Raw genomic sequence first — 21773 nt, 5'->3', positions numbered from 1 at the left:
AGTAATAAGAAGCACTAATGGATCCTATTTTTATCGCTATTGCCTTTGGCTGCGGCCTGGCCGTTTATCTGATTAACCTTCCGCCCCTGATTGGTTTTCTGGCTGCGGGCTTCGTACTCAACGCCATGGGCTATGAAAGTAATGCCACCCTCGACACCCTCGCCAACCTGGGGGTGACCCTGCTGTTGTTCAGCATCGGGCTCAAGCTGGACATCAAGACCCTGCTCAAGAAAGAAGTATGGGGCACGGCAACCGGTCATATCCTGTTCTCGACCCTGCTGTTTACCGGGGTACTGCTGGCAGTGAAAGCCATCGGCTTCAGCCTGGCGCTGGAGCTGGAATGGCGTCAGGCCATGCTGATGGGCTTTGCGCTCAGCTTTTCCAGCACCGTCTTTGCGGTCAAGGTGCTGGAAGAGCGCAGTGACATGAACACCTTCTATGGTCGCATCGCCATCGGTGTGCTGGTCATGCAGGACTTGTTCGCGGTGGCGTATTTAACCATTTCCAGCGGCAAGGTCCCCAGCCCCTGGGCATTGGGCCTGCTGGCGCTGCTGCCGCTGCTGCGCCCGCTGTTTTTCAAGGTGCTGGAGCGAAGCGGTCACGGCGAGCTGCAAACCCTGTTTGCGGTGTTTCTGGCGTTGGTGGTGGGCGTGGGCGGCTTCGAGCTGGTCGGGCTCAAGGGCGACCTGGGGGCGCTTGTCATCGGCATGATGCTGGCTTCCCACTACAGTGCCTCTTCGCTGGCCAAGTCCCTGTTCAACATGAAAGAACTGTTTCTGGTGGCGTTTTTCCTGAGCATAGGCCTGAACGGTATGCCCACCATGGACGCCCTGTGGATTGCAGCCATACTGTTGCTGGTACTACCACTGAAAAGCCTGATTTATTACCTGATGTACAACCGTTACGGCCTGCGTATTCGTACCTCGCTGCTGGCCACCTTCAGCCTGAGCAACTATTCGGAGTTCGGCCTTATCGTGGCCGCATTGGCCGCCAAACAGGGGCTGCTCAGCAACGACTGGGTCATTGTCGCCTCCATCGCGCTGGCAATTTCTTTCATGATCTCGGCGCCATTGAACGCCGAAAATGAAAACATCTATCGCCGGCTGATGAACCGCTTCCAGCCCCGCGAGTCTTCGCATCTGCACCCGGACGATATGCCCATTCAGCTGGGCGATGCCAGGGTCTTGATTATCGGCATGGGCCGCATCGGCCAGGGCGCCTACATGGAGCTGGAAAGCAGCTATCCGGGTCAGTTGCTGGGCATCGACAGCGACAAGAAAAAAATCACTCTGCTGCAGGATCTGAGCATCAACGCCATCGAAGGCGATGCCTCCGATTCGGACTTCTGGGACAAGACCAACATCAGCGAACAGCTGGAATACATCTTTCTCGCCATGCCGAATCACGCGGGTAACCTCTACGCCCTGGAGCAGATCCGCCACAACCATTTCAAGGGCAAGGTGGCCGCCATTATCTGCTATTCGGAAGAAGGCGCTCAGCTACGCGAAATGGGGGCCGACGACATCTTCAATATCTACGAAGAGGCCGGCAGTGGTTTTGCCCGCCATGTGATCGAAAACACCAGCCCGCAGTTACAGTCCGCGTAGGGCGGCGCTAAAAACACCCCCGATGTGGGGGTGCTGTAGGCGCCGCTTTAGCCGGCGCAAGCCCACAAACAGCGCTATAACTGCAGAATCGGCACCGTCTGCCCCGGCAGCTGAAGCGCCGGCTACAAAAACACAACACCGATGTCTGGATTGGACTGTAGTGTTGTGGTTTTGTAGAGGCCGCTTTAGCTGGCCGGTTTTGCGTAGCAGAACTAAACAAAATCAAGATCCTGACCTTCGTCAGGATGACGGCACAAAACGCTTGGCGTCTTGCGCCGGCTAAAGCGGCGCCTACAGTCTGGGAATGCTGTGGTTACACCAGCTCCCGGCAGACCAGATCCATCATCATGCGGATATGGGCGGGATTATCGTTGAGGGCGGGAATGTAGTGATACGCCTCGCCACCGGCTTCCATAAAGATCTCTTTATTCTGCTCGGCAATTTCTTCCAGGGTTTCCAGGCAATCGGCCGAAAAGGCAGGGCAAATCACGCTCACGCTTTTTGTGCCCTCGCCCGGCAGCGCCTTCATGGTTTCGTCCGTGTAGGGCTGTAACCAGGGCTCGCGCCCGAAACGAGACTGAAAGGTGGTACGCCATTCGTGACGTTCCAACCCCAGTTCGGCGGCTACCAGCTCGGAGGTTCTATGACACTGGTGACCATAGGGGTCGCCCTGATCTTCAAACCGCTTGGGAATACCGTGATAAGACAGCAACAGCAAATCGGTTCGGCCCTCGGCTTCCCAGTGGTCACGCACCGACTCCGCCAGCGCCTGAATATAGCCGCGATGATCATGATAATCGCGAATAAAGCGAAATGCCGGCAGACACCGCTCCTGCTTCATCAGCCGGGCCCAGCTGTCAAATACCGAGGCGGTGGTGCTGACCGAATACTGCGGATACATGGGCAGAATAATGACTCTGTCTACCCCGGCGTCTTTCAGCTCCTGCCAGGCGGTACCGATAGACGGCTCGCCGTAGCTCATGCCGAGCGCCACCGGCATATTGATGCCGGCCTCTTGCAGGGCGGCACTCAAGCCCGCCTGCTGGCGACGACTGACCACCATCAGCGGAGAGCCCTCTTCCCACCAGATAGACTGATACAGTTTGGCTACCTTGGGGGAACGGAACGGCAGAATAACGCCGTGCAATACCGGGCACCATAACATCCTGGGAAGATCGACTACCCGGTGATCGTGCAGGAACTGACCGAGAAACGTCTTGACCGCCTTGGCGGTAGGAGCTGTGGGGGTACCCAGGTTAACCAGTAAAACGCCTGTTTTCACTTTGTTACCCATGTATGCAAAGAAAGCTGAATAGAAGCGGAACAAAAGAAACCGGGCGCAAGAGGCGCCCGGTAGGAAGCAATGAACTTAAGACAGGATGTCGGCCAGTTTTTTGCTGACGGTTTCAACAGACTGGGTGCCATCCACTTTGTAATGGCGAGTCTGGCCGGCTTCGGCTGCCTGCTTGTAGTAGTCGATCAGCGGGGCCGTCTGCTCGTGATATACACCCAGACGCTTGCGTACCGTACCTTCTTCATCATCGACGCGGATCACCAGCTCATCACCGGTCACGTCGTCCTTGCCTTCCACCTTGGGCGGGTTGTAGATCAGGTGATAAACCCGGCCGGAGCCCGGATGTACGCGGCGACCGCTCATGCGCTTGACGATTTCTTCGTCCGGCACGGCAAATTCCAGCACATAATCCACGACTACACCGGCGTCTTTCATGGCGTCGGCCTGAGGAATGGTGCGCGGAAAGCCGTCAAGCAAAAAGCCCTTGGCACAGTCGTCCTGACTGATGCGTTCCTTGACCAGACCGATGATCAGATCGTCGGACACCAGCTGGCCCTGATCCATCACTTCTTTCGCTTTTAAACCAAGCGGAGTGCCGGCCTTGATAGCGGCACGCAGCATGTCACCGGTGGAGATTTGTGGAATGCCGAACTTTTCCATGATGAACTGAGCCTGCGTTCCCTTGCCCGCGCCCGGAGCACCCAACAAAACGATGCGCATAACAGCGTCCTCTTCTTGATTAGTTATTTCATAATTTGGGGCACGATTGTGTCACGACACCGCCATTGGGACAAGTAACAGCAGACTCCTGTTAGACCTATTGATGAGATTGCCGCCGGTAAATTCGCGCCAGATAAAGCGGCGTCTACAGACTCCACCAAACATCGGAGTGTGTTTTTGTAGCCGGCGCTTTAGCTGTCGAGGCAAACAACGCCGATTCTGCAGACACCACACCGCCGCGCAAATCCGCGCCAACTCGCCCCGTTGCCCGATTTAAGGTAATCTGTTGCTGTTTTAACCCCTTTATGTCAAGGAACAACGGATTGACGGTTAAACAACGCCAGGTGTTTTATATTCATGGGTTTGATCCCCGCGGCGCCGGTCACTATCACCGCCTTTATAGTACCCAGTCGGCACAACAGGCTGCGGTAAACGGGCTGGATATAGCCGTATCACGCCGCCACCGGCGCTCGGCGCACTGCCATCACTGGCAGCTGAGCACCCCCCATACTCAAACCGACTATTGCTACCTGGGTTGGGACGATCTGGTGCGTCAGCACTGGAGTAAAGACTGGCGCCAGATTATCAGCGATCTCTATGTCGTTATGCTGGCCTATCTCGCCAGTGGCAACGTCTTTACCTTTGCCCGAGCCTCTTATAAACAGATGATGACCGGCTTTTACCCACTGATATACATATTGCTTGGTGTCAGCGGCAGTGCGACCTTATCTTGTTTTATCACGACCTTGTTGCCCCTGACAGCGTTGCCTGACGCTGGGCAATACAGTCTTCAACTACTCGCCGGCATGCTCGTATTCGGGTTATGCCTGCAAGGGGTAAAAAAGCTGGGGGATCGCCTGGCCGTCTTCTGGCTGCTGCGTATCTATGCGTTTTCGGCCAGGTGGGCAGACGATAAAATCCCGCATTTAAACGAACGTACCGAGCACTTCGCCGACCACATCATCAAAGCCATACAAAACCCCGACAACGACGAAGTGGTGATCATCGCCCACAGCGTGGGCACCATGATGGTGGTGCCTGCCCTCGCCCGGGCCCTGGCCGCCCTGCCCGACGGCCATGTCTTTGCCAACCAAAGAGTCGTGCTCATCACCCTGGGGCAGTGCATACCGCTGGTCAGCTTTCAGCCCGGCGCCCATGAATTCAGAGCCGCGCTTGCACAACTGGGGCAAGACCCCCGTCTGCTGTGGCTGGACTATACGGCCCCCACCGACGGCGCCTGCTTTCCTCTGCTCGACCCCCTCACCTCCTGCGGCCTGACACGCACACCCCACGCCGGCCCGCGCCTGTTGTCGCCACGCTTTTTTACCCTGTACCACCCGGCCCGCTACAAAAAACTGCGCCGCTCCTGGTACACAATGCACTTTCTGTATTTGATGGCTACCGACAAGGCCGGCCCTTACGACTTTTTTGCCTTTACCGCCGGCCCCCGGCCCGTTGCACGCCATATAGAGGATCAACCATGACCTGCCCGGTGTTCCCCAAACCCGCCAAAAACAAAGCCTCGTTATGGAAGGTATTTTTCACCAAGCGCCATTCCTGGCTGGATGCCCTGTACGAGCGCAGCTATGGCATGAAAATGGGCGAATTCAAGCTGCCGGGGCTGCGGCTCTATATGGTGAACCAGCCCGAGCTGGTCCGCAAAATCATGGTGCAGGACGTCAACAACTTCCCCAAAAACCGACTGCTGGGCGAGATCCTCGAGCCACTGCTGGGCGAAAGTATCTTCACCACCAACGGCGAGCAATGGCAAAAGCAGCGCAACATGCTGGATCCGGCCTTCAAGCACGCCCGGGTGCAACAGGTGTTTGCACTCATGCAAGCGGCGGTAAGCGATATGTCTGAGCGGCTAACGCAGCACCAGCCGGGGCAGGACATAGACCCCGAGATGACCTATGTGACCGCCGACATCATCTTCCGTACCATTATGTCGACCGAGCTGTCGCCCGAGCAGGCCGATCGCATTCTGGACGCCTTTGTTCAGTTTCAGGCCGAATCGCCCAAACTGGCGTTGCTCAAGATGTTCCGCTTTCCCGGCTTTATTCAGCGGGGTTTGAGCGAGCGCAAACGTATTAAAGCCGCGCAAGACATTCGGGGCACTATCGAAGATATTATCCGCCCCCGCTACCAGCAGGCCGAGGTCGCCCGCGCCGGCTGCCCGCAAAGCCAGGCGGCGCTGGAGCAACAACAGGATATTCTGTCTTCCCTGCTTCTGGCCACCGACGACACCACCGCCGAGCCGTTCTCGTTCAGTGAAATAGTGGACCAGATCTCCATGCTGTTTTTGGCCGGGCACGAAACCTCGGCCAGCGCCCTGACCTGGTCGTTATATCTGCTGGCTTTGTATCCGGATATTCAAAAGCAGGCCCACCAAGAGGTAACCGGCGTACTGGCCGAGCACCCCATGAGTGTTGAGGCGCTGCGCAAGATGATACTGGTGCGGGATATTTTTCGCGAAGCTCTGCGGCTCTATCCGCCCGTGGGCTTTTTGTCCCGCGAATGCACCCATGCCACCGAAATGCGCGACAAAAAAATGCCGGCTGGCTCGTCGGTGATGATCTCGCCCTGGCTGATTCACCGCCATCAGGACTTCTGGGATAACCCCAACGGTTTCGACCCCGGCCGTTTTACCAGTAAAAACCTGAAAATGCCCCTGAGTAAATCCTACCTGCCCTTCGGCGCCGGACCACGGGTGTGCATTGGCGCCGCCTTTGCCCAGCAAGAAGCCAGCCTGATCCTGGCCACCATACTCAGAGACTACCGTTTTACCCTGGCAGACGACTTTGTGCCCGAGCCGGTCGGCCGGCTGACCATTCGCTCGCAAAACGGCATGAAACTGATTTTGACCCCAAGAGAAGCAACGGTATGAAAGAACGACTCGCCGGCTTTATCCTCATGTGCGCCGTGGTGCCGCTGGCCATTCTTGGCTACCTGATCATCTGCTGCGTGGGTGTCATGGGCCGGGTAGAACGGGGCCGCAGCGGCGTACGTGCCCTGGATCATTTTGTGAATGCTTCTGTGTTCAACGGTTACGCCTGGGAGTCGGTCTCGTCCCACGCATGGCGCGAGCGCGACAACAAGCAATGGGCCAAATTCGTGATCTGGCTGACCAACAAGTTCCAGCAGGATCACTGCCAACGCGCCAACAAGCGAGAGCAACCCCTGGTCGACCTGATGCTGCAAAAAGGCCTGCACAAGCAAAGCATAGAATGAAAATAAAAAATCGCCGATAGTGAGTGTGGATACATATGAAACTTACAGATGGTGGCAAACTAACTCACTTCCAGAGGTTGAACCCACAGATAACCCGTCTATATTGAAGGAAGTAAGGGGATTTCAAAGTGCTGGCAGCTTCTGGCCAGCTGACAAAATATAATTTATAAAAAGAAAGAAAGGTGGGTGCAAGCATGCGGTCGATTTTGCTACTCCAAGGACCTTTAGGGCCTTTTTTTCAGCACTTCTCCCGGTTTTTAGCCAGTCAAGGTATCCGGGTTCACAAGCTCAACTTCAATGGTGGAGATGAGTCTTGGCCATGCGTAGGCAGTAACATAAGCTATCGTGGTAGCTTGGTTGACTGGCCTGCTTTTCTGGATGAGACCATCAAGCGCTGTCACATTGATACGGTGTTCTGCTACAACGACTGTCGCCTCTACCATCATTATGCTCGCCAGTACTGCCAAAAGCAGCACATTGGTTTTTATGTATTTGAAGAAGGTTATCTCAGACCGGACTACATCACTTTGGAGCCAAATGGCGTCAACGCTCACAGCACCTGGTACGGGCGCCTTGAAACCTTACTGCCCGAGGTATTACCGGTAGAAAAAAATGACCACTTTGTCATTTCACCTACCTTCCAGCGCCGCATTGGTTATGCCATTCGTTATTATATTTCAATGCAACTTCACTACCCGATATTTACACACTACCAACACCACAGGTGTCGTACTTGCTTATCCGAAGGACTGGCTTGGCTAAAAGGGTTATATACGAAATACATTTACAAGAACAGAGATCAGAACCTGAAGGAAAGACTTATCGACCATCATTCAGGGCATATTTTTCTGGTCCCCCTGCAGGTAACAGATGACTTTCAGGTACGGATTCACTCCTGTTTTGGCGATACATCTCAGTTTATTCGACATGTTTTATTGTCATTTTCCAGCCATGCTAATGATAATGATGTACTGGTTTTTAAACATCACCCCATGGATCGCGGCTATACCAACTACAAGAAATTGATCAGATATGAATGCGAGCGCCTGGGCATAAATGAACGAATTTTCTATGGCTATGATTTGTCTTTGCCAGAGCTCTATCCTCACTGCAAGGCCGTGGTCACGGTCAACAGCACAGCCGGTATGTCTGCCCTACTACATTCAGTCCCAACCATTACTCTTGGCAAGGCAATATACGACATTCCCGGCTTAACCAGTCAAAATGGCCTGGATCAGTTCTGGAAAAAACCATGCCCGGTAAATGCAAAACTATTCAAACAATTACGATGCTTCATGCTGAACCATACTCAACTCAACGGCAGCTTTTATGGGGAATATCAAAAAACTTGTGAGAAAATTTGGCAACGACTGCTTGTATTGAACTCTTTCAATACTGTTCATACCACAGTCAAAAATATCGGATCTCAAGCGGATCCATTCAATGTACTGGCGTCGCAGACCAAGCCAGCAGCCTGAATAAACATGTCCCCCGGTTCATTGCCTGTTCCGGCTCGTGTATGTAGGCATAGATAAGTACAGTACATTTAGCAGTAGCTAACAAGGAAGCATCAGCCTCTGATTACGGTATAAAAATTTCAACCTATAATTTTTCGATGGAATTTTAAAATGATTTACAAGAATTTAGTTAAATCAGCAAATTAGGAGCTGTAACCTAAGGGCGGTAGCGTATCAAATGGCTTACAACCCTCAATGGGTCTAGATAAAAAATAAGACTCGAATGTATCAAGCCATACTTTATCGACATGCTGTAAGTCAGCCTCAATACAGGGCAGGCACCATGTTTACGGGAGTTACTGTTCTGATTTATTTAAAAAACTACAAGAGTGAAAATATCTGATGCAATCCAAAATGACCCGGAAGCTGCTATGTTTAATACTATTCCTCGATATCGTTGCCATCAGCGGATGTTCACTCCGACACAACATCCCTTCATCGCCGACTGATTCGGCTGTTAACCAGAATAGCCAAAAAGCACTGTCATCCGATCTTAACGCCTATCTTTCTTCAACCACCAACGTCAGCTCTATTTCCCTGACACACTCTCCTTGGGGTAGCAACGTATTGGTTCTGGCACAACAGCCTTACTTCGCTGCCAGCGGCCGGACCTGCCGCGAGCTGACAATCACTTCCACCACTGGAACTATATCGTACACCATCGTTTGTCAGGTAGATCACGGCAGCTGGAACACAGTGCGTCCGGTAACTCGTTTGCTTCATCACTGAACATCACAGAACAATGGGACGACACTCAATGAATAGCTTTTACAGATATTTTATACGACCCTGCTTCATTGCCGTTCTGACATCATCCCCCTACTTCTGCTACGCCCAACTTATCGGCACTAATGCCGGTGAATTGCCAGAAGCAGACCAGGCCCAGCTAATTTCCCCGGCCGATCAGGCGGTTACCAACAACAGCACCAACTGGAAGAGCGGTCGCTACGGTCCCGTACGGCAAAGCACGCCTCTCACACGTGCCGAGCCACCCAGCTTTGGCAGCCACTTGTTCTCCGGCGGCTTTCGCGGTGTGCGGGCCGACGGCCTGAACCCCGACTATGTAATCACTCCCGGCGACCAGGTCACTCTGCGGGTGTGGGGTGCGATAGACATAGACCGGGTACTGCCGGTAGATGCCCAGGGCAATATCTTCATTCCCGGTGTGGGCCCCATCAAGGTGCAGGGTATACGCCACAGCCAGTTGGACGGCCAGGTTCGCGCAGCAGTTAACTCCATCTATTCCAACAACGTGCAGGTATATACCAACCTGCAGGGCGTGCAGCCGGTCTCCGTGTTCGTGACAGGCTATGTACAGAACCCCGGCCGCTTTGCCGGTACCCCCAACGATTCTGTGCTGTATTTTCTGGATCAGGCAGGCGGCATAGACGACGCCACCGGCAGCTATCGTAAAGTGCGTATTGTGCGCCACGGCAAAACCATTGCCAGCGCCGATTTGTACGACTTCTTGATTAACGGCACCCTGCCCCGCCCGCAATTCAAGGACGGCGACACCATAGTGGTGTCAGAACGCGGCCCCACCGTGACCGTAGAGGGCGATGTGACCCGATCCTACCGCTACGAGCTGACGCCCGGAGCCATGACAGGCCAGGCACTGCAACAGCTGGCCCGGTTAAAATCCAACGTCACCCATGCGCTGCTGCGCGGCGCCCGGGCGTCGGGCCCCGTATCCAGCTATGTTGATCTGGCCGACTTTGGCCAACAACCGCTGAACAGCGGTGATCAGGTGGTATTCAGCAGCGACATGCGCGACAACACCATAGTGGTGCAGCTGGAAGGCAGCTACTACGGCCCCTCCCGCTTTGCCCTGCCGCGTGACGCCCGGCTGCACGAACTACTGGATGCCATTGCCGTACCCCGGAGCATGACCGATGTAAACAGCATCTCGCTCAAACGAGTCAGCGTGGCAGAACGGCAACAGCAGGCGCTAAGTGAGAGCCTGGCCCGGCTGGAAACCACCTATCTGAGTGCCTCTTCCTCCACCCCCGAAGAAGCGCAAATTCGTGTGCGAGAAGCCGAATTGATCAGCCAGTTCATCGAGCGCGCCCGTAAGGTAGAGCCCAACGGTCGCCTGGTGCTGGCCAACAATGGCACCATCAGCAACATTCGTCTGCAGGACGGTGACGTGATCACCATTCCCGAAAAGTCCGACTCCCTGTTGATCAGTGGCGAAGTGCTGGTGCCCCAGTCGGTGGTGTTCCACGCCAACCGCAATGCTAAAGACTACATTGCCGGCGCCGGTGGCTTTACCGATCAGGCCGATGAAAAACGTATTCTGGTGGTGCGCCAGAATGGCGAAGTACGCGAAGCGGAAGACGTCGCCTTGCGCCCGGGTGACGAAATTCTGGTACTGCCACAAGCCCCCACCAAAAACCTGCAGCTGGCCAGCACCCTCACCCAGATCCTCTACCAGATTGCCATTGCCGCCAAAGTGGCGATAGACCTGTAATGAGCACCATGCAAACACGCACGCCCTGGCAGGTCACCCGCAGCGTCTGGTATGCCATGTTTATGCGCGAAGCCGTCACCCGCACCATGACTGACCGCCTGGGCTGGTTCTGGATGATCTTCGAACCCATGGCGATGATTGCCATTATGGTATTGATTCGCGGTTTTATCGGCGGCAGCAACAAATTGATTATGGGAGCCGATTTCATCCCCTGGATGATTACCGGCATGATGGGTTTTTTTCTGGTACGCGAAGGCATGAGCCGGAGTCAGGGAGCAATAAATGCCAATAAGGCACTGTTTGCCTACCGCCAGGTTCAGCCGGTAGACCCCGTGCTGGTACGCTCCTTTCTGGAAGGCATGCTACGCACTTTCGTGTTTCTGTTGTTTATTGTTGCTGGCCTGCTGCTGGGGCTGGATATTTTCCCGGATAACGCCATTTATGCTCTGTGTGGTTGGATGTCGTTATGGGCGTTAGGGCTGGGACTAGGGCTGGTGGTATCGGTAACCAGTACTCTGGTGCCGGAAACCGCCAAGATAATCAACGTGATCTCGCTGCCCCTGCTGATTATCTCCGGCGTTATCATGCCGCTGAATATACTGCCCCAATACCTGCTGGAATATCTGATGTTCAACCCCATCGCCCATGGTCTGGAGCTTTTACGGCTGGGATTTTTCAGTAGCTACAAGGTGGTACATGGCACCAGCGAAACCTATCTCTGGCTGTGCATACTGGCTTTAAACGCATTGGGCCTGTTAATGCATGCACGCTTTAAAGAACGGTTGAAAGCACAATGATCAAGATATCCAATCTTTACAAACGCTATAACAGCCGCGATGGCACAGAAAACAGCTGGGTGTTGAAAGACATCAATCTCACCATTCCCAAAAATGTAAGCGTAGGGCTGGTGGGCTGCAACGGCGCCGGCAAAAGTACTCTGCTGAGGTTGATTGCCGGCATGGACAGTCCGGAGCACGGCCAGGTAGAGCGGCATTGTCGGGTTTCCTGGCCCATCGGCCTTTCCGGTGGTTTTCAGGGCTCCATGACCGGGCGACAAAACGTTAAATTTGTGGCCCGGATGCAGGGTGGTGGCTTTAACGTGCAACGCATTATCGATTATGTAGAAGACTTTGCCGAACTGGGCACTGCCTTCGACCGCCCCATCAAAACCTATTCCTCCGGCATGCGCGCCCGACTCAACTTTGGCCTGTCGCTGGCGTTTGATTTTGATGTATATCTTTCCGACGAAGCCACCGCCGTGGGTGACCGCAACTTTAGAGAGAAGGCCAGCAAAGCCTTTAAAGACAAGGTAGGCCAGTCCAGTCTGATCATGGTCTCCCACTCCGAAGGAATTCTCAAAGAGCTGTGTCAGGCCGGAATCTATCTGAAAGACGGCGAGGCCAGCTGGTATGACAATATCAACGACGCCATTGCCGCCTACCACCAGAAAGCAAAGCCGTAAAAAACCACAACACCGATACCTGACCAAGCGGCGGCTACAAAACCCGCGAACATTTTTCGAACCCAATATTTGAGCAATCATGAAACTCTTCATCAAAAAAAATCCTCATTGGGCCCTGGCCCTTGTCGCCATTATTTCCGTTAGCCTGTACTGGTTTGTATGGGCAACAGACCGTTATGTGTCGCGTGCTACCGTGGTGCTGGAAAGCCCGCAAATTGCCGCCCCAGAGTTCAGCTTCTCCAGCCTGTTAAAAGGCGCCGGCGGCCACAGTGACCTGCTACTACTGCGCGAACATCTGCTGTCGGTGGACATGCTGAAAAAAGTACAGAGCGGACTGCCCTTTCGCGAACATTACAGCCAGAGCGGCGATCTCTTTGCCCGCCTGTTGGATGCCGAAGCCCCCATAGAGGAGCTGCACAAATACTTTAAGAAACGGGTATCGGTAGAACTGGATGAATACGCCGGGGTACTGAACATCACCGTAGAGGCCTTTGCACCCGAATTTGCCCACCAAATGTCACAGTTGCTGCTGAATGCCGGTGAAGCCCATATGAATGAAATGGGGCAACGCCTGGCAGAAGAACAGGTACACTTTTTAGAGCGCCAGGTAGACAGACTGGAAGGCCGCCTGGATGAAACACGCGCCGCCCTGCTGGCCTATCAGAATGAACATGGGCTGATTTCTCCCCTTCATACGGTAGAAAGCCTCAATCAGGTAGTCGGCACGTTAGAAGGTGAACTGGCCCGCATGCAGGCCCGATATAGCGCGGCTCAAAGCTATCAGAGTACCCGTTCGGCCGAACTGGTAAGAATAAACAGCGAAATCAATGCTCTGAAAAAACAAATCGGCAAGGAGCAAAACCGCCTAGCGCAGGAAACCGGCAACGCCCTTAACCGCATCTCCGCCGACTACCAAACCCTGGAGCTGAAAGCCCAGTTTGCCCAGCAAACTTATTCCAGCGCCTTGGCCGCGCTGGAAAACACCCGTATAGAAGCCGCCCGCAAGCTCAAGCAGGTCAGCGTGCTGCAAAGCCCGTTGCTGCCCGAATACGCCACCAAGCCTGACAGACTCTACAACGCCAGCGTATTCGCCATCATCACCCTGTTTCTGACCTTTATCGCCAACATGATGATGCTGATTGTGCGTGACCACCGGGATTAAGCACGGCTTATTTTTCCTGTGTTATCCAAGGCATTAACTTATTCCGCAGAGCATGATTATTTGAGCACCAAAGGTTGTAGATATAAATTAAATAACAGTCACATCAGGAGCTTATTTAGATGCAGTTGATCGTAGGTGCTACACCATTTAGCCAATGGCAACACTTGAAAGCTCTGTTGCCATTACTCGGCTGGAACCATAACAGCAGTGCAAAGCCAGAGGACTGGGACAGCAACGAACCGGTAGCCGGCTCACCTTGTCTTTTGCTGTATCTCCCCGTACATATCGCCGTGGCTTATGCTTTGGATGAAGGTAAAACACCCACCGCAGCCTTGCAACAATGGCAAGATGCCCTACATCAAAGCCTGTTGTTTTATCGACGTCATCGCCGGAAAACCTTGTTAATTAACGTGATGCAAGCGGTACATAATCCCCAAGAGTTATTGAAGTATTGTCAGCAGCGTTTTGGCATTACTGCAGGCCCAGTGTCTCTTCAGCCCATGGCTCCTCCGTCAGCATTGCATCAACTGCTGGCACAACAGCTAATAATGCAACAACGTGAAATGGCCGATGACCTGGCAGAGCTGGAAGCTGCTACGACTCACCTGCTGGAGGATACCAGCACACAAGAGATCAATATCGATCAGTTATATCAGCAGCTTATAAAACAGGCTCAACAATCTGTGCAGCATAGCGCCTTGCTGAGCCGATTAGACGAGGAAGAACAAAAAAACCACGAAGTAGTCACCCTGCTGCACAGTATGCAAGGAGAACTGAAAGTCCTGCAGCAGCAGAATACCGGTTACGAAAACGCCCTGCATCAACATAAACACCAGGCCGAAAGCCTGGGTGAAGAACTCCAGCGCCTCCAAGTCACCAAGAATGTATTAAAACAGAAAAGCGACAGTGCCCAGGCTGAACTACATCATATCCAGCAGAACAAACAAGACGTAGAAGAAGAAAACGAACTAATACTGCAGCAGCTGCACCTGGTACAGGAAGAGCTGGAGCGATATTACCGGGACAATCAGCAACTGGCTCAACAACTGGCTCATCAACAGCAGCAGTTAGCAGAAAACAGCCAACAACTACAAAAGCTCACCACCAGTTTCAGCTGGAAAGTTACTATACCCATACGGGCGCTGGGAAAAACATTTCGTAAGACAACACCGGAGCAACGCAGCCTCAAGCAACAGATTACTCTGTTGAAAAAAAGCACGCTTTTCGATACCGAATGGTACCTTTCGACCTATCCGGATGTTGCCGAAAGCGGCATGTTAGCCATCAAACACTACCTTAAGGTGGGCGCATTCGAGGGCCGTAATCCCAGTGAGCACTTTGATACCAACTGGTACCTTAAACTGTATTCAGATGTGGTTGAGGCCGAACTGAATCCTCTGGTTCATTATCTTAAATATGGCCAGAAAGAGGGCCGAGAGCCCAAAGCCACCTCATAAAACTGCCACTCTGTCATCTAACAATGGCTTCCTATTATATGACTGTGAAAATTCCAAACTCAGTGGATACCCTGATACACATTGGTGCCAATACCGGCAACAATGGCAACTATTATCAACACGCCCGACGCCTGTTGTTGATAGAACCCAACCCCAGGTGCGCCCCCCTGCTCAAACAGTTCAGCCAGGAACATGGTAATGCGTGCTTGTTTGAGGTGGCCATTGCCGACCGCAACGGCAGCAGCACCTTTAATATTTATAACTGGAACGAAGCCAGCAGCCTTTATCAGGCTACTGGCTTAGCCGAACTGATGCCAGGCTTGAAAGTGCAACAGGTGCTTGAAGTCGCCACCCTTACCCTGACCCGGTTGCTTGAACATGCCAAACTTCCTCAGCAAGTTGACCACATGCTGATTATTGATGCCTGCGGTGCGGAACAGCTGATAGCCAGGCAACTGACACAATTGGACCGGGACAATCCCTTCGCGCATATCATACTCCACTGCCCACACGAACCACACTATAACAGCAACAGCCATAGTGAAACCGTTCTTACCATACTGCTACAGCAAGGTTATGAACTGATGGCAACCGACAGCTCAGATCCGGACAGGCCGTTTTTTCAGCTGTATCGCAATGCCCTGAAACTGGAATTGAGCGAAACCAGCACTGCCTTGGCTGAGGTACAAATCGCCAGAGATGATTTGCAAAAAAAACTGACTGAGCAAACAGCGCAGCTGAATGCAACCAACAACAGACTTACAGAGTTTGATCTGCAGTTGGCGCTTGCCAGTAAAACCAATGCGGAAGTAAGAAAAACACTTGTCCACAACAAGGCCAGCTTCGATCAGCAACAGACTCAGCTGCAGCAGCAACTCGCAGAAGCACGGCAGACCAGTGCCCGGCTAAAGCAACAGCTGGCAACAACTCATCAAGCCAGGACCGAGCTGGAAGAGCAACAAGAAAAATGTCAGCAACGGCTGAAGGAAGTATCACAAGCTGAAGAAACAGCACAACAGAATACAAAAACGGCACTGAGCGAACGGGACTATGCCAGAAAAGAAATTCTGATGTTAAGCCAGGCGCTTGAAGATAAAAAACGAGAACTTGAAAAAAAAGAAGAAGAATTAAAACAGCTGAGAAATAACAAAACCATTGAAAACATACTGGAAGAAAAGATAAACAACATGGTTTTAAGCCAAACCCAGGAAATAAATAAAATGGTTAACGGCTTGAAAAACCACATCAACAATGGCTTGGGAAATACGGCCAAGCAGATCGAATCCTTTATGGGAATACAGAATTACCTCGAAAAAGGAATAAAACCACTCAGCTTTCACGGCTGGCCGATCAGCCCTGACATAGGCCTGTATATCACAGGCTTGATCGATGAGGCTAATTACGACTGTATTATAGAATTTGGCAGCGGCACCTCAACCCTATTAATGGCTAAAGCACTAAACGCCAAACAAAAAAACCTTACTGTAAAAAACGTAAAAAACATTAAAAAACATAAAGAAAATAAAAGATTACATGATATAAAGGATATTGATTATACTTATCATGTTCTTCCTGCTAAAATTATATCCTTTGAGCATAACTTCTTATACTTTGAAAAGACAGGCAAGCTGTTAGTCGAGCACGGCATTGAGCACCTGGTAGATTTGGTTCACGCCCCACTGGTGGACTATCAATATAAAGACGACCAGCAATACCTGTACTACAACTGCGAAGAAAAGCTGTCAGATATTGCAAAACTATTCAAAGGTAAAAAAGCCAATATCATGGTGCTGATTGATGGTCCACCAGGGGCAACCAATAATAATGCGCGCTTTCCTGCCCTGCCCCACTTAATCAACACATTAGCTGGCAATAAGCTCACTTTAATCATGGATGATTACCATCGGGCGGAAGAGAAAGACATCATGGAAGCATGGAAAAAGATAATTAAAGAAAGATCTCTTGATTTCGAGTTTAATGTCATTCCTAGCGAGAAAGGTTTGGCAAGTCTTTCGATATTATAAAAGAAGAAAATTCAACATGAACATTTTTCAGCAAGCAAACAAACTATACATTGAAAAAAGATATCAGGAAGCGCTTAATAAGTATCATATCGTAGCAGATAAATTCGGACAAAAGGTGGTCAAATATAACATAACATTATGTGAAAAAATGCTAAACATAAACACTAAAAATCCATCGGAGTTGTTAGATCCAATAACAGAAATACTATTGTATAACGCCACTGAAGATACGTACAAATGCAACGCTGAAAAATTAAAATCTAATTTAATATTTTATAGTAAATTAAAAACTAAAAAGTCCGAAGAACTTGGTATAAAAAAGATAAATCCAATACCATCAGACTGGCCTACAGATCTTGTATTACCTCCATTACCTAAATCGACTAATGATTATAATTGGCTACTAGAAAGAGAGCATAAGGAATCCACTGATAATATCAATACTGGATTAAGTATAATTATACCCACTTTTAATCGCTCTAAAATCCTTGACATCACACTAGCTTGTCTTGTTAATCAGATTACTGATCATTCATTTGAAGTTATCGTGGCAGATGATGGTAGTAAAGAAGATTTAACTCAGCTTGTTCGAAAATATGAAGAGTCATTAGATATAAAATTTGTCAGGCAAAAAAATTATGGTTATCAACTATGCGCGGTGAGAAACCTTGGTTTACGCACAGCAAAATATGATTACGTATCTATTTTAGACTGTGATATGGCACCAGGCAAGCACTGGGTTCAATCATATATATCAGGCCTACTTGAGTCTTCTGACATTGCTTTGATAGGTCCTCGAAAGTATATTGACACCCACAGCATTACTGCTGATGACATATTCTCTCAACCTGACCTTCTTTCCTCTTTACCTGAAATCATAACCAACAATGGTGTCGCAGGTAAAAAAGAAGGTGAAGTTTCGGTTGACTGGCGATTGGAACACTTTAATAAAACAGACAACCTTCGTTTATGTGACTATCCATTCAGATTTTTTAGTGGTGGCAATGTTGCCTTTGCAAAAAAATGGCTCTTTATTGCTGGCTGGTTTGATGAAGAATTCACTCATTGGGGTGGTGAAGACAACGAGTTCGGCTACCGTCTATATCGTGCAGGATGTTTCTTTAAATCCGTCAATGGGGCACTCGCCTATCATCAAGAGCCCCCAGGGAAAGAAAATGAAACAGATAGAGCGGCAGGTAAAGCAATAACAATTAAAATAGTTGAGCAAAAAGTTCCTTATTTTTATAGAAAAATAGAATCCATAGAGAAAGCGACAATTAAACTCGTTCCACTTGTTTCTATTTACATTCCGGCATATAACTGTGCAGCCTACATAGAACGTTGTGTAGCAAGCGCGTTAAATCAAACAGTAACAGATCTGGAGGTTTGTATCTGTGATGATGGATCTTCTGATGGAACGCTCTCACTTCTAGAGAAACTATACTCGGATCACCCTAGAGTTCGTTTTATGTCTAGAGATAATGGAGGCATCGGTGCTGCGTCTAACTCTTCAGTAAAAATGTGTAGGGGGTTTTATATTGGCCAACTTGATTCAGACGATTACCTGGAGCCAGATGCAGTTGAAAATTGCTTAAAGGAATTTTTTTTCGACAGGAAGCTAGCCTGTGTTTACACCACCAATCGCAATGTCAACCCGGATGGTTCTTTAATTGTCAACGGTTATAACTGGCCTGAATTTTCCCGTGAAAAGCTGACAACAGCGATGATTTGTCATCACTTCAGGATGTTTACTGCTCGTGCTTGGAACCTGACAGAAGGCTTTGATGAAAAAATAACCAACGCCGTAGATTATGATATGTATTTAAAACTCAGTGAAGTTGGACCATTCAAGCATATTAATAAAATTTGCTATAACAGGGTACTTCATGGAGAAAACACATCCATTAAAAAAATTGGACTACAAAAAGAAAATCATTTTAAAGTTGTAAATAAATCCTTATCAAGACAAAAATTAAAAAATGTGGTGTACCACCCACTAACAAAAAAAGATAATTGTAGAAAATATAAACTAACAAAAACATAAAAACCTACCAACTTTTTAGTTTTCAATCACAGATAAAAATAATTATCAGAGGATTTATTGTGCCTAAAATAAAATGCGCCGCTGCCATTGTAGTTAAAAATGCAGATACATCTATAAATGAAGCCATACTTTCAATTTTAGATATTGTTGACTCAGTCATTGTTGTTGACAATGGCTCCACAGATAAAACCGTACAGATCCTTTCTCGATTTAAAGATGAGGGGCTTATCACTTTAAAAGACGGAAAAAACCTCGACATGGCTGAATGCAGAAACTGGATAATTGACAACTCCAACAGCGAATTCATATTAAAATGGGACTCAGATTTTATCGCCATGCGCTCTCACCTTGGAGCAAAACTTGACTTCAAACCACTATTGAGTGACTCAATTGATCTTATGAGTAAGAAAAAACTTGATCTTTGCTTATTCAAAGCTGTAAATATCGGCTTTGGTTTCAATTGTGTAGGAGGTGAAAATAAATATGCTGGTTTGAGCGGTGACATTAGACTTTATAGAAGGGAGTCTTTCAGGTATAAAAATGGCCGGTATGCTGACGAACTTTATTCGATGATTGACAATCCGAAGCGGCTATACATGAATAAGGAAAATAGCCCCTGTTGCATTCTTCACTTGGACACGCTAAAGCATCCTAAAAATGTTGCCTTAAGAAACCTAAGATTCGAATACCACAAAGAAATGCCAGCTAACCTTATAGGGAGAAAATCTTTCGATGATTGGCTAACACTAAAAAAAATAAATCAAAATTCTCACAAATTCCTTAGTCGCCAACTAACAAAAAAGGCAAGTGAATTCATTACAAGTGATGAATTCAAATATTTATCATCAGTACCTTTTTACTCAAATATAGAATCAAAAGTTAACTATGCATATATATCAACGTTCAACTCGAGCATTAATATAACTAACTTCCAACCGACCTTCATCATAAATAATAAAAATATCACTCATAACATGAACCACGCCACGCCAAACATTGATGGCGACGCAGAAAATAATTAAAAACCATCATTGACACATGCAACTTAAGAAATTCGAAATAGAACATATTTATACATACGAATCCGCGTCAACATTACTGCACCTCCCGGTGCGAATATTTACACATTATCTATACGAGATTATTTAGAAATTACTCCCCTGCTATGTGAAGTGCAGTATTCATCACATTTAGGAGCTGGTGCACACTTGCATATAGATCCGACATTCCGCACCTATTTTTAGATTTATTTTCGGCGAAGATGTCTACTCGTTTTAAGAAAACAAGCGAACTAGCGGTTTTGATGTCGATGTGTAATACAGAGCTGTCGAAAGGAAGGACATAACCTTCAACCTCCTGAATTTGGGATAAAAATAGCGTAACCGAGCATTAATACACAATACCCTTCCTGGTGTCAGCTAGAACCTAATACTGACGGTGATTTTGAGATAATCGTCACAATTTTAAATCCGGGAATTAGGTGCGGAATGACGGATAGATAATATACCGCGACATACTATTAAAATTAATAATTCAAAAACCGCCATACAAAAAAGATGAAAACAACCCAATCCTTATAAAGCATTGCTGGATAATATTCAATGTCAAAATATAATATCACTATCGCCGGCACCGGTTACGTGGGTTTGTCCAATGCCATGTTGCTGGCACAACATAATGCGGTCATTGCCATCGACATTATTCCCGAAAAGGTTGACATGTTGAATGATCGCCTCTCACCTATTTCCGACACCGATATTGAACGTTTTCTTAAAGATGAATCGTTAAATTTTTGCGCGACGATGAATAAAGAAGAAGCATATAGCAATGCAGATTTCGTCATCATCGCTACCCCAACCGACTACGACCCTGAAACCAACCATTTTAACACCCACAGTGTTGAAGCCGTTGTGAAAGATGTAATGTCTATCAATCCGGATGCGGTAATAGTCATTAAGTCAACGGTTCCGGTCGGATTCACACAACATCTTAAACAGCAGACTGGTTGCCAGAAGCTGATGTTTTCGCCCGAGTTTCTTCGCGAAGGCAAAGCGCTGTACGACAACCTCTACCCCAACCGCATTATTGTGGGTGAGCACAGTGAGCGTGCCGAGAAATTTGCCCGATTATTGCAGCAGGGCGCGATAAAGCAGAATGTGCCGGTGCTGTTTACCGACAGTACCGAAGCCGAGGCAATAAAGCTGTTTTCCAATACCTACCTGGCCATGCGAATCGCCTACTTCAACGAGTTGGACAGCTATGCCGAAAGTCATGGTCTTAACACTCGTAAGATGATCGAAGGGATTGGGCTGGACCCGCGCATTGGCAGCCACTACAACAACCCTAGTTTTGGTTATGGTGGCTACTGCCTGCCAAAAGATACCAAGCAACTACTGGATAACTACCAAGACGTACCCAACAACATGATTAAGGCGATTGTGGATGCCAACCGAACTCGTAAGAATTTCATTGCCGATTCGGTGATCAAGCGTAACCCCCGGGTCGTGGGCATCTACCGTCTGGTGATGAAAAGCGGCTCAGATAACTTCCGTGCGTCGGCCATACAGGGCATCATGAAACGCATCAAGGCCAAGGGTATTGAAGTGATCATCTATGAACCGGCACTGGAAGAAGACGAGTTTTTCCATTCCAGGGTAATAACAGACCTGGAAACCTTCAAACATTCCTGTGATGTCATTGTTACCAACCGTCATGCCGATGAGTTAAAGGATGTGCAGGATAAAGTCTATACCCGGGATCTCTTTGGTAGTGACTAACCCCCATG

The 21773-nt window shown here is 49.3% G+C and carries 17 protein-coding genes; 15 read left to right on the top strand and 2 right to left on the bottom strand.

Annotation, left to right across the window (positions count from 1 at the left end; all coding sequences use genetic code 11):
* The first annotated feature begins 17 nt into the window (after positions 1-17).
* Positions 18-1607 (top strand): cation:proton antiporter family protein, encoded by a 1590-nt coding sequence (locus UN63_RS01865; protein WP_104485085.1) that lies wholly within the window; start codon positions 18-20, stop codon positions 1605-1607.
* Between the two features lie 313 nt (positions 1608-1920).
* On the opposite strand, the gene hemH is transcribed toward UN63_RS01865, so the two are convergent.
* Both hemH and adk read right to left on the bottom strand, forming a co-directional pair.
* A complete protein-coding gene (hemH, locus tag UN63_RS01860) occupies positions 1921-2901 on the bottom strand; it encodes a ferrochelatase (protein WP_104485084.1) in 981 nt (326 codons plus the stop codon).
* Between the two features lie 75 nt (positions 2902-2976).
* Entirely contained in the window at positions 2977-3621 is a 645-nt protein-coding gene (adk, locus tag UN63_RS01855) for an adenylate kinase (protein ID WP_104485083.1), read from the bottom strand.
* A 323-nt stretch (positions 3622-3944) separates the two neighbouring features.
* On the opposite strand from adk, the gene UN63_RS01850 reads away from it, so the two are divergent.
* The 14 genes from UN63_RS01850 (at position 3945) to UN63_RS01785 (ending at position 21765) form a co-directional block, all read left to right on the top strand.
* The gene (locus UN63_RS01850) at positions 3945-5105 is read left to right on the top strand and encodes a hypothetical protein (RefSeq protein ID WP_229793472.1); all 1161 of its coding nucleotides are present in this window, start codon (positions 3945-3947) and stop codon (positions 5103-5105) included.
* A complete protein-coding gene (locus UN63_RS01845; RefSeq protein ID WP_104485081.1) occupies positions 5102-6508 on the top strand; it encodes a cytochrome P450 in 1407 nt (468 codons plus the stop codon). Before UN63_RS01850 ends, UN63_RS01845 begins: the two co-directional genes overlap by 4 nt.
* Positions 6505-6852 (top strand): hypothetical protein, encoded by a 348-nt coding sequence (locus UN63_RS01840; RefSeq protein WP_104485080.1) that lies wholly within the window; start codon positions 6505-6507, stop codon positions 6850-6852. Before UN63_RS01845 ends, UN63_RS01840 begins: the two co-directional genes overlap by 4 nt.
* Positions 6853-7046: 194 nt before the next feature.
* Positions 7047-8330 carry a capsule biosynthesis protein gene (locus UN63_RS01835; protein ID WP_104485079.1) on the top strand — a complete coding sequence of 428 codons (1284 nt, stop codon included), beginning with the start codon at positions 7047-7049 and terminating at the stop codon, positions 8328-8330.
* Between the two features lie 381 nt (positions 8331-8711).
* Positions 8712-9098, top strand: coding sequence for a DVU3141 family protein (locus tag UN63_RS17440; protein ID WP_104485078.1), 387 nt, complete (start codon positions 8712-8714; stop codon positions 9096-9098).
* Positions 9099-9126: 28 nt separating this feature from the next.
* A complete protein-coding gene (locus tag UN63_RS01825; protein WP_104485077.1) occupies positions 9127-10839 on the top strand; it encodes a polysaccharide biosynthesis/export family protein in 1713 nt (570 codons plus the stop codon).
* A gap of 8 nt (positions 10840-10847) precedes the next feature.
* Positions 10848-11636 carry an ABC transporter permease gene (locus UN63_RS01820; protein WP_104485135.1) on the top strand — a complete coding sequence of 263 codons (789 nt, stop codon included), beginning with the start codon at positions 10848-10850 and terminating at the stop codon, positions 11634-11636.
* A complete protein-coding gene (locus tag UN63_RS01815) occupies positions 11633-12301 on the top strand; it encodes an ABC transporter ATP-binding protein (protein ID WP_104485076.1) in 669 nt (222 codons plus the stop codon). The genes UN63_RS01820 and UN63_RS01815 overlap by 4 nt, the downstream gene beginning before the upstream one ends.
* Before the next feature lie 79 nt (positions 12302-12380).
* On the top strand, positions 12381-13463 hold the full coding sequence (locus UN63_RS01810) for a KpsE/RkpR family capsule polysaccharide export protein (RefSeq protein WP_104485075.1): 1083 nt from the start codon (positions 12381-12383) through the stop codon (positions 13461-13463).
* Between the two features lie 119 nt (positions 13464-13582).
* Positions 13583-14920 (top strand): hypothetical protein, encoded by a 1338-nt coding sequence (locus tag UN63_RS01805; protein WP_146084701.1) that lies wholly within the window; start codon positions 13583-13585, stop codon positions 14918-14920.
* A gap of 38 nt (positions 14921-14958) precedes the next feature.
* Complete coding sequence (locus tag UN63_RS01800; protein WP_181068143.1) at positions 14959-16944, top strand: FkbM family methyltransferase; 1986 nt, start codon at positions 14959-14961, stop codon at positions 16942-16944.
* A gap of 16 nt (positions 16945-16960) precedes the next feature.
* Positions 16961-18988 (top strand): glycosyltransferase family 2 protein, encoded by a 2028-nt coding sequence (locus UN63_RS01795; protein ID WP_104485072.1) that lies wholly within the window; start codon positions 16961-16963, stop codon positions 18986-18988.
* Between the two features lie 59 nt (positions 18989-19047).
* Positions 19048-20010 carry a glycosyltransferase family 2 protein gene (locus UN63_RS01790; RefSeq protein WP_181068142.1) on the top strand — a complete coding sequence of 321 codons (963 nt, stop codon included), beginning with the start codon at positions 19048-19050 and terminating at the stop codon, positions 20008-20010.
* Positions 20011-20589: 579 nt separating this feature from the next.
* Positions 20590-21765, top strand: a complete 1176-nt coding sequence (locus tag UN63_RS01785; RefSeq protein ID WP_104485070.1) for a nucleotide sugar dehydrogenase — start codon at positions 20590-20592, stop codon at positions 21763-21765.
* The last annotated feature ends 8 nt before the right edge of the window (positions 21766-21773 follow it).

The organism is Oceanisphaera arctica (assembly GCF_002936955.1).
GTDB lineage: Bacteria > Pseudomonadota > Gammaproteobacteria > Enterobacterales > Aeromonadaceae > Oceanimonas > Oceanimonas arctica.
This window is presented reverse-complemented; position numbering and strand designations above follow the sequence as displayed.

Coding starts and splice junctions, on each gene's coding strand:
- UN63_RS01865 (WP_104485085.1), top strand. CDS start 18: ATGGATCCTATTTTTATCGCTATTGCCTTTGGCTGCGGCCTGGCCGTT.
- hemH (WP_104485084.1), bottom strand. CDS start 2,901: ATGGGTAACAAAGTGAAAACAGGCGTTTTACTGGTTAACCTGGGTACC.
- adk (WP_104485083.1), bottom strand. CDS start 3,621: ATGCGCATCGTTTTGTTGGGTGCTCCGGGCGCGGGCAAGGGAACGCAG.
- UN63_RS01845 (WP_104485081.1), top strand. CDS start 5,102: ATGACCTGCCCGGTGTTCCCCAAACCCGCCAAAAACAAAGCCTCGTTA.
- UN63_RS01840 (WP_104485080.1), top strand. CDS start 6,505: ATGAAAGAACGACTCGCCGGCTTTATCCTCATGTGCGCCGTGGTGCCG.
- UN63_RS01835 (WP_104485079.1), top strand. CDS start 7,047: ATGCGGTCGATTTTGCTACTCCAAGGACCTTTAGGGCCTTTTTTTCAG.
- UN63_RS17440 (WP_104485078.1), top strand. CDS start 8,712: ATGCAATCCAAAATGACCCGGAAGCTGCTATGTTTAATACTATTCCTC.
- UN63_RS01825 (WP_104485077.1), top strand. CDS start 9,127: ATGAATAGCTTTTACAGATATTTTATACGACCCTGCTTCATTGCCGTT.
- UN63_RS01820 (WP_104485135.1), top strand. CDS start 10,848: ATGCAAACACGCACGCCCTGGCAGGTCACCCGCAGCGTCTGGTATGCC.
- UN63_RS01815 (WP_104485076.1), top strand. CDS start 11,633: ATGATCAAGATATCCAATCTTTACAAACGCTATAACAGCCGCGATGGC.
- UN63_RS01810 (WP_104485075.1), top strand. CDS start 12,381: ATGAAACTCTTCATCAAAAAAAATCCTCATTGGGCCCTGGCCCTTGTC.
- UN63_RS01805 (WP_146084701.1), top strand. CDS start 13,583: ATGCAGTTGATCGTAGGTGCTACACCATTTAGCCAATGGCAACACTTG.
- UN63_RS01800 (WP_181068143.1), top strand. CDS start 14,959: ATGACTGTGAAAATTCCAAACTCAGTGGATACCCTGATACACATTGGT.
- UN63_RS01795 (WP_104485072.1), top strand. CDS start 16,961: ATGAACATTTTTCAGCAAGCAAACAAACTATACATTGAAAAAAGATAT.
- UN63_RS01785 (WP_104485070.1), top strand. CDS start 20,590: ATGTCAAAATATAATATCACTATCGCCGGCACCGGTTACGTGGGTTTG.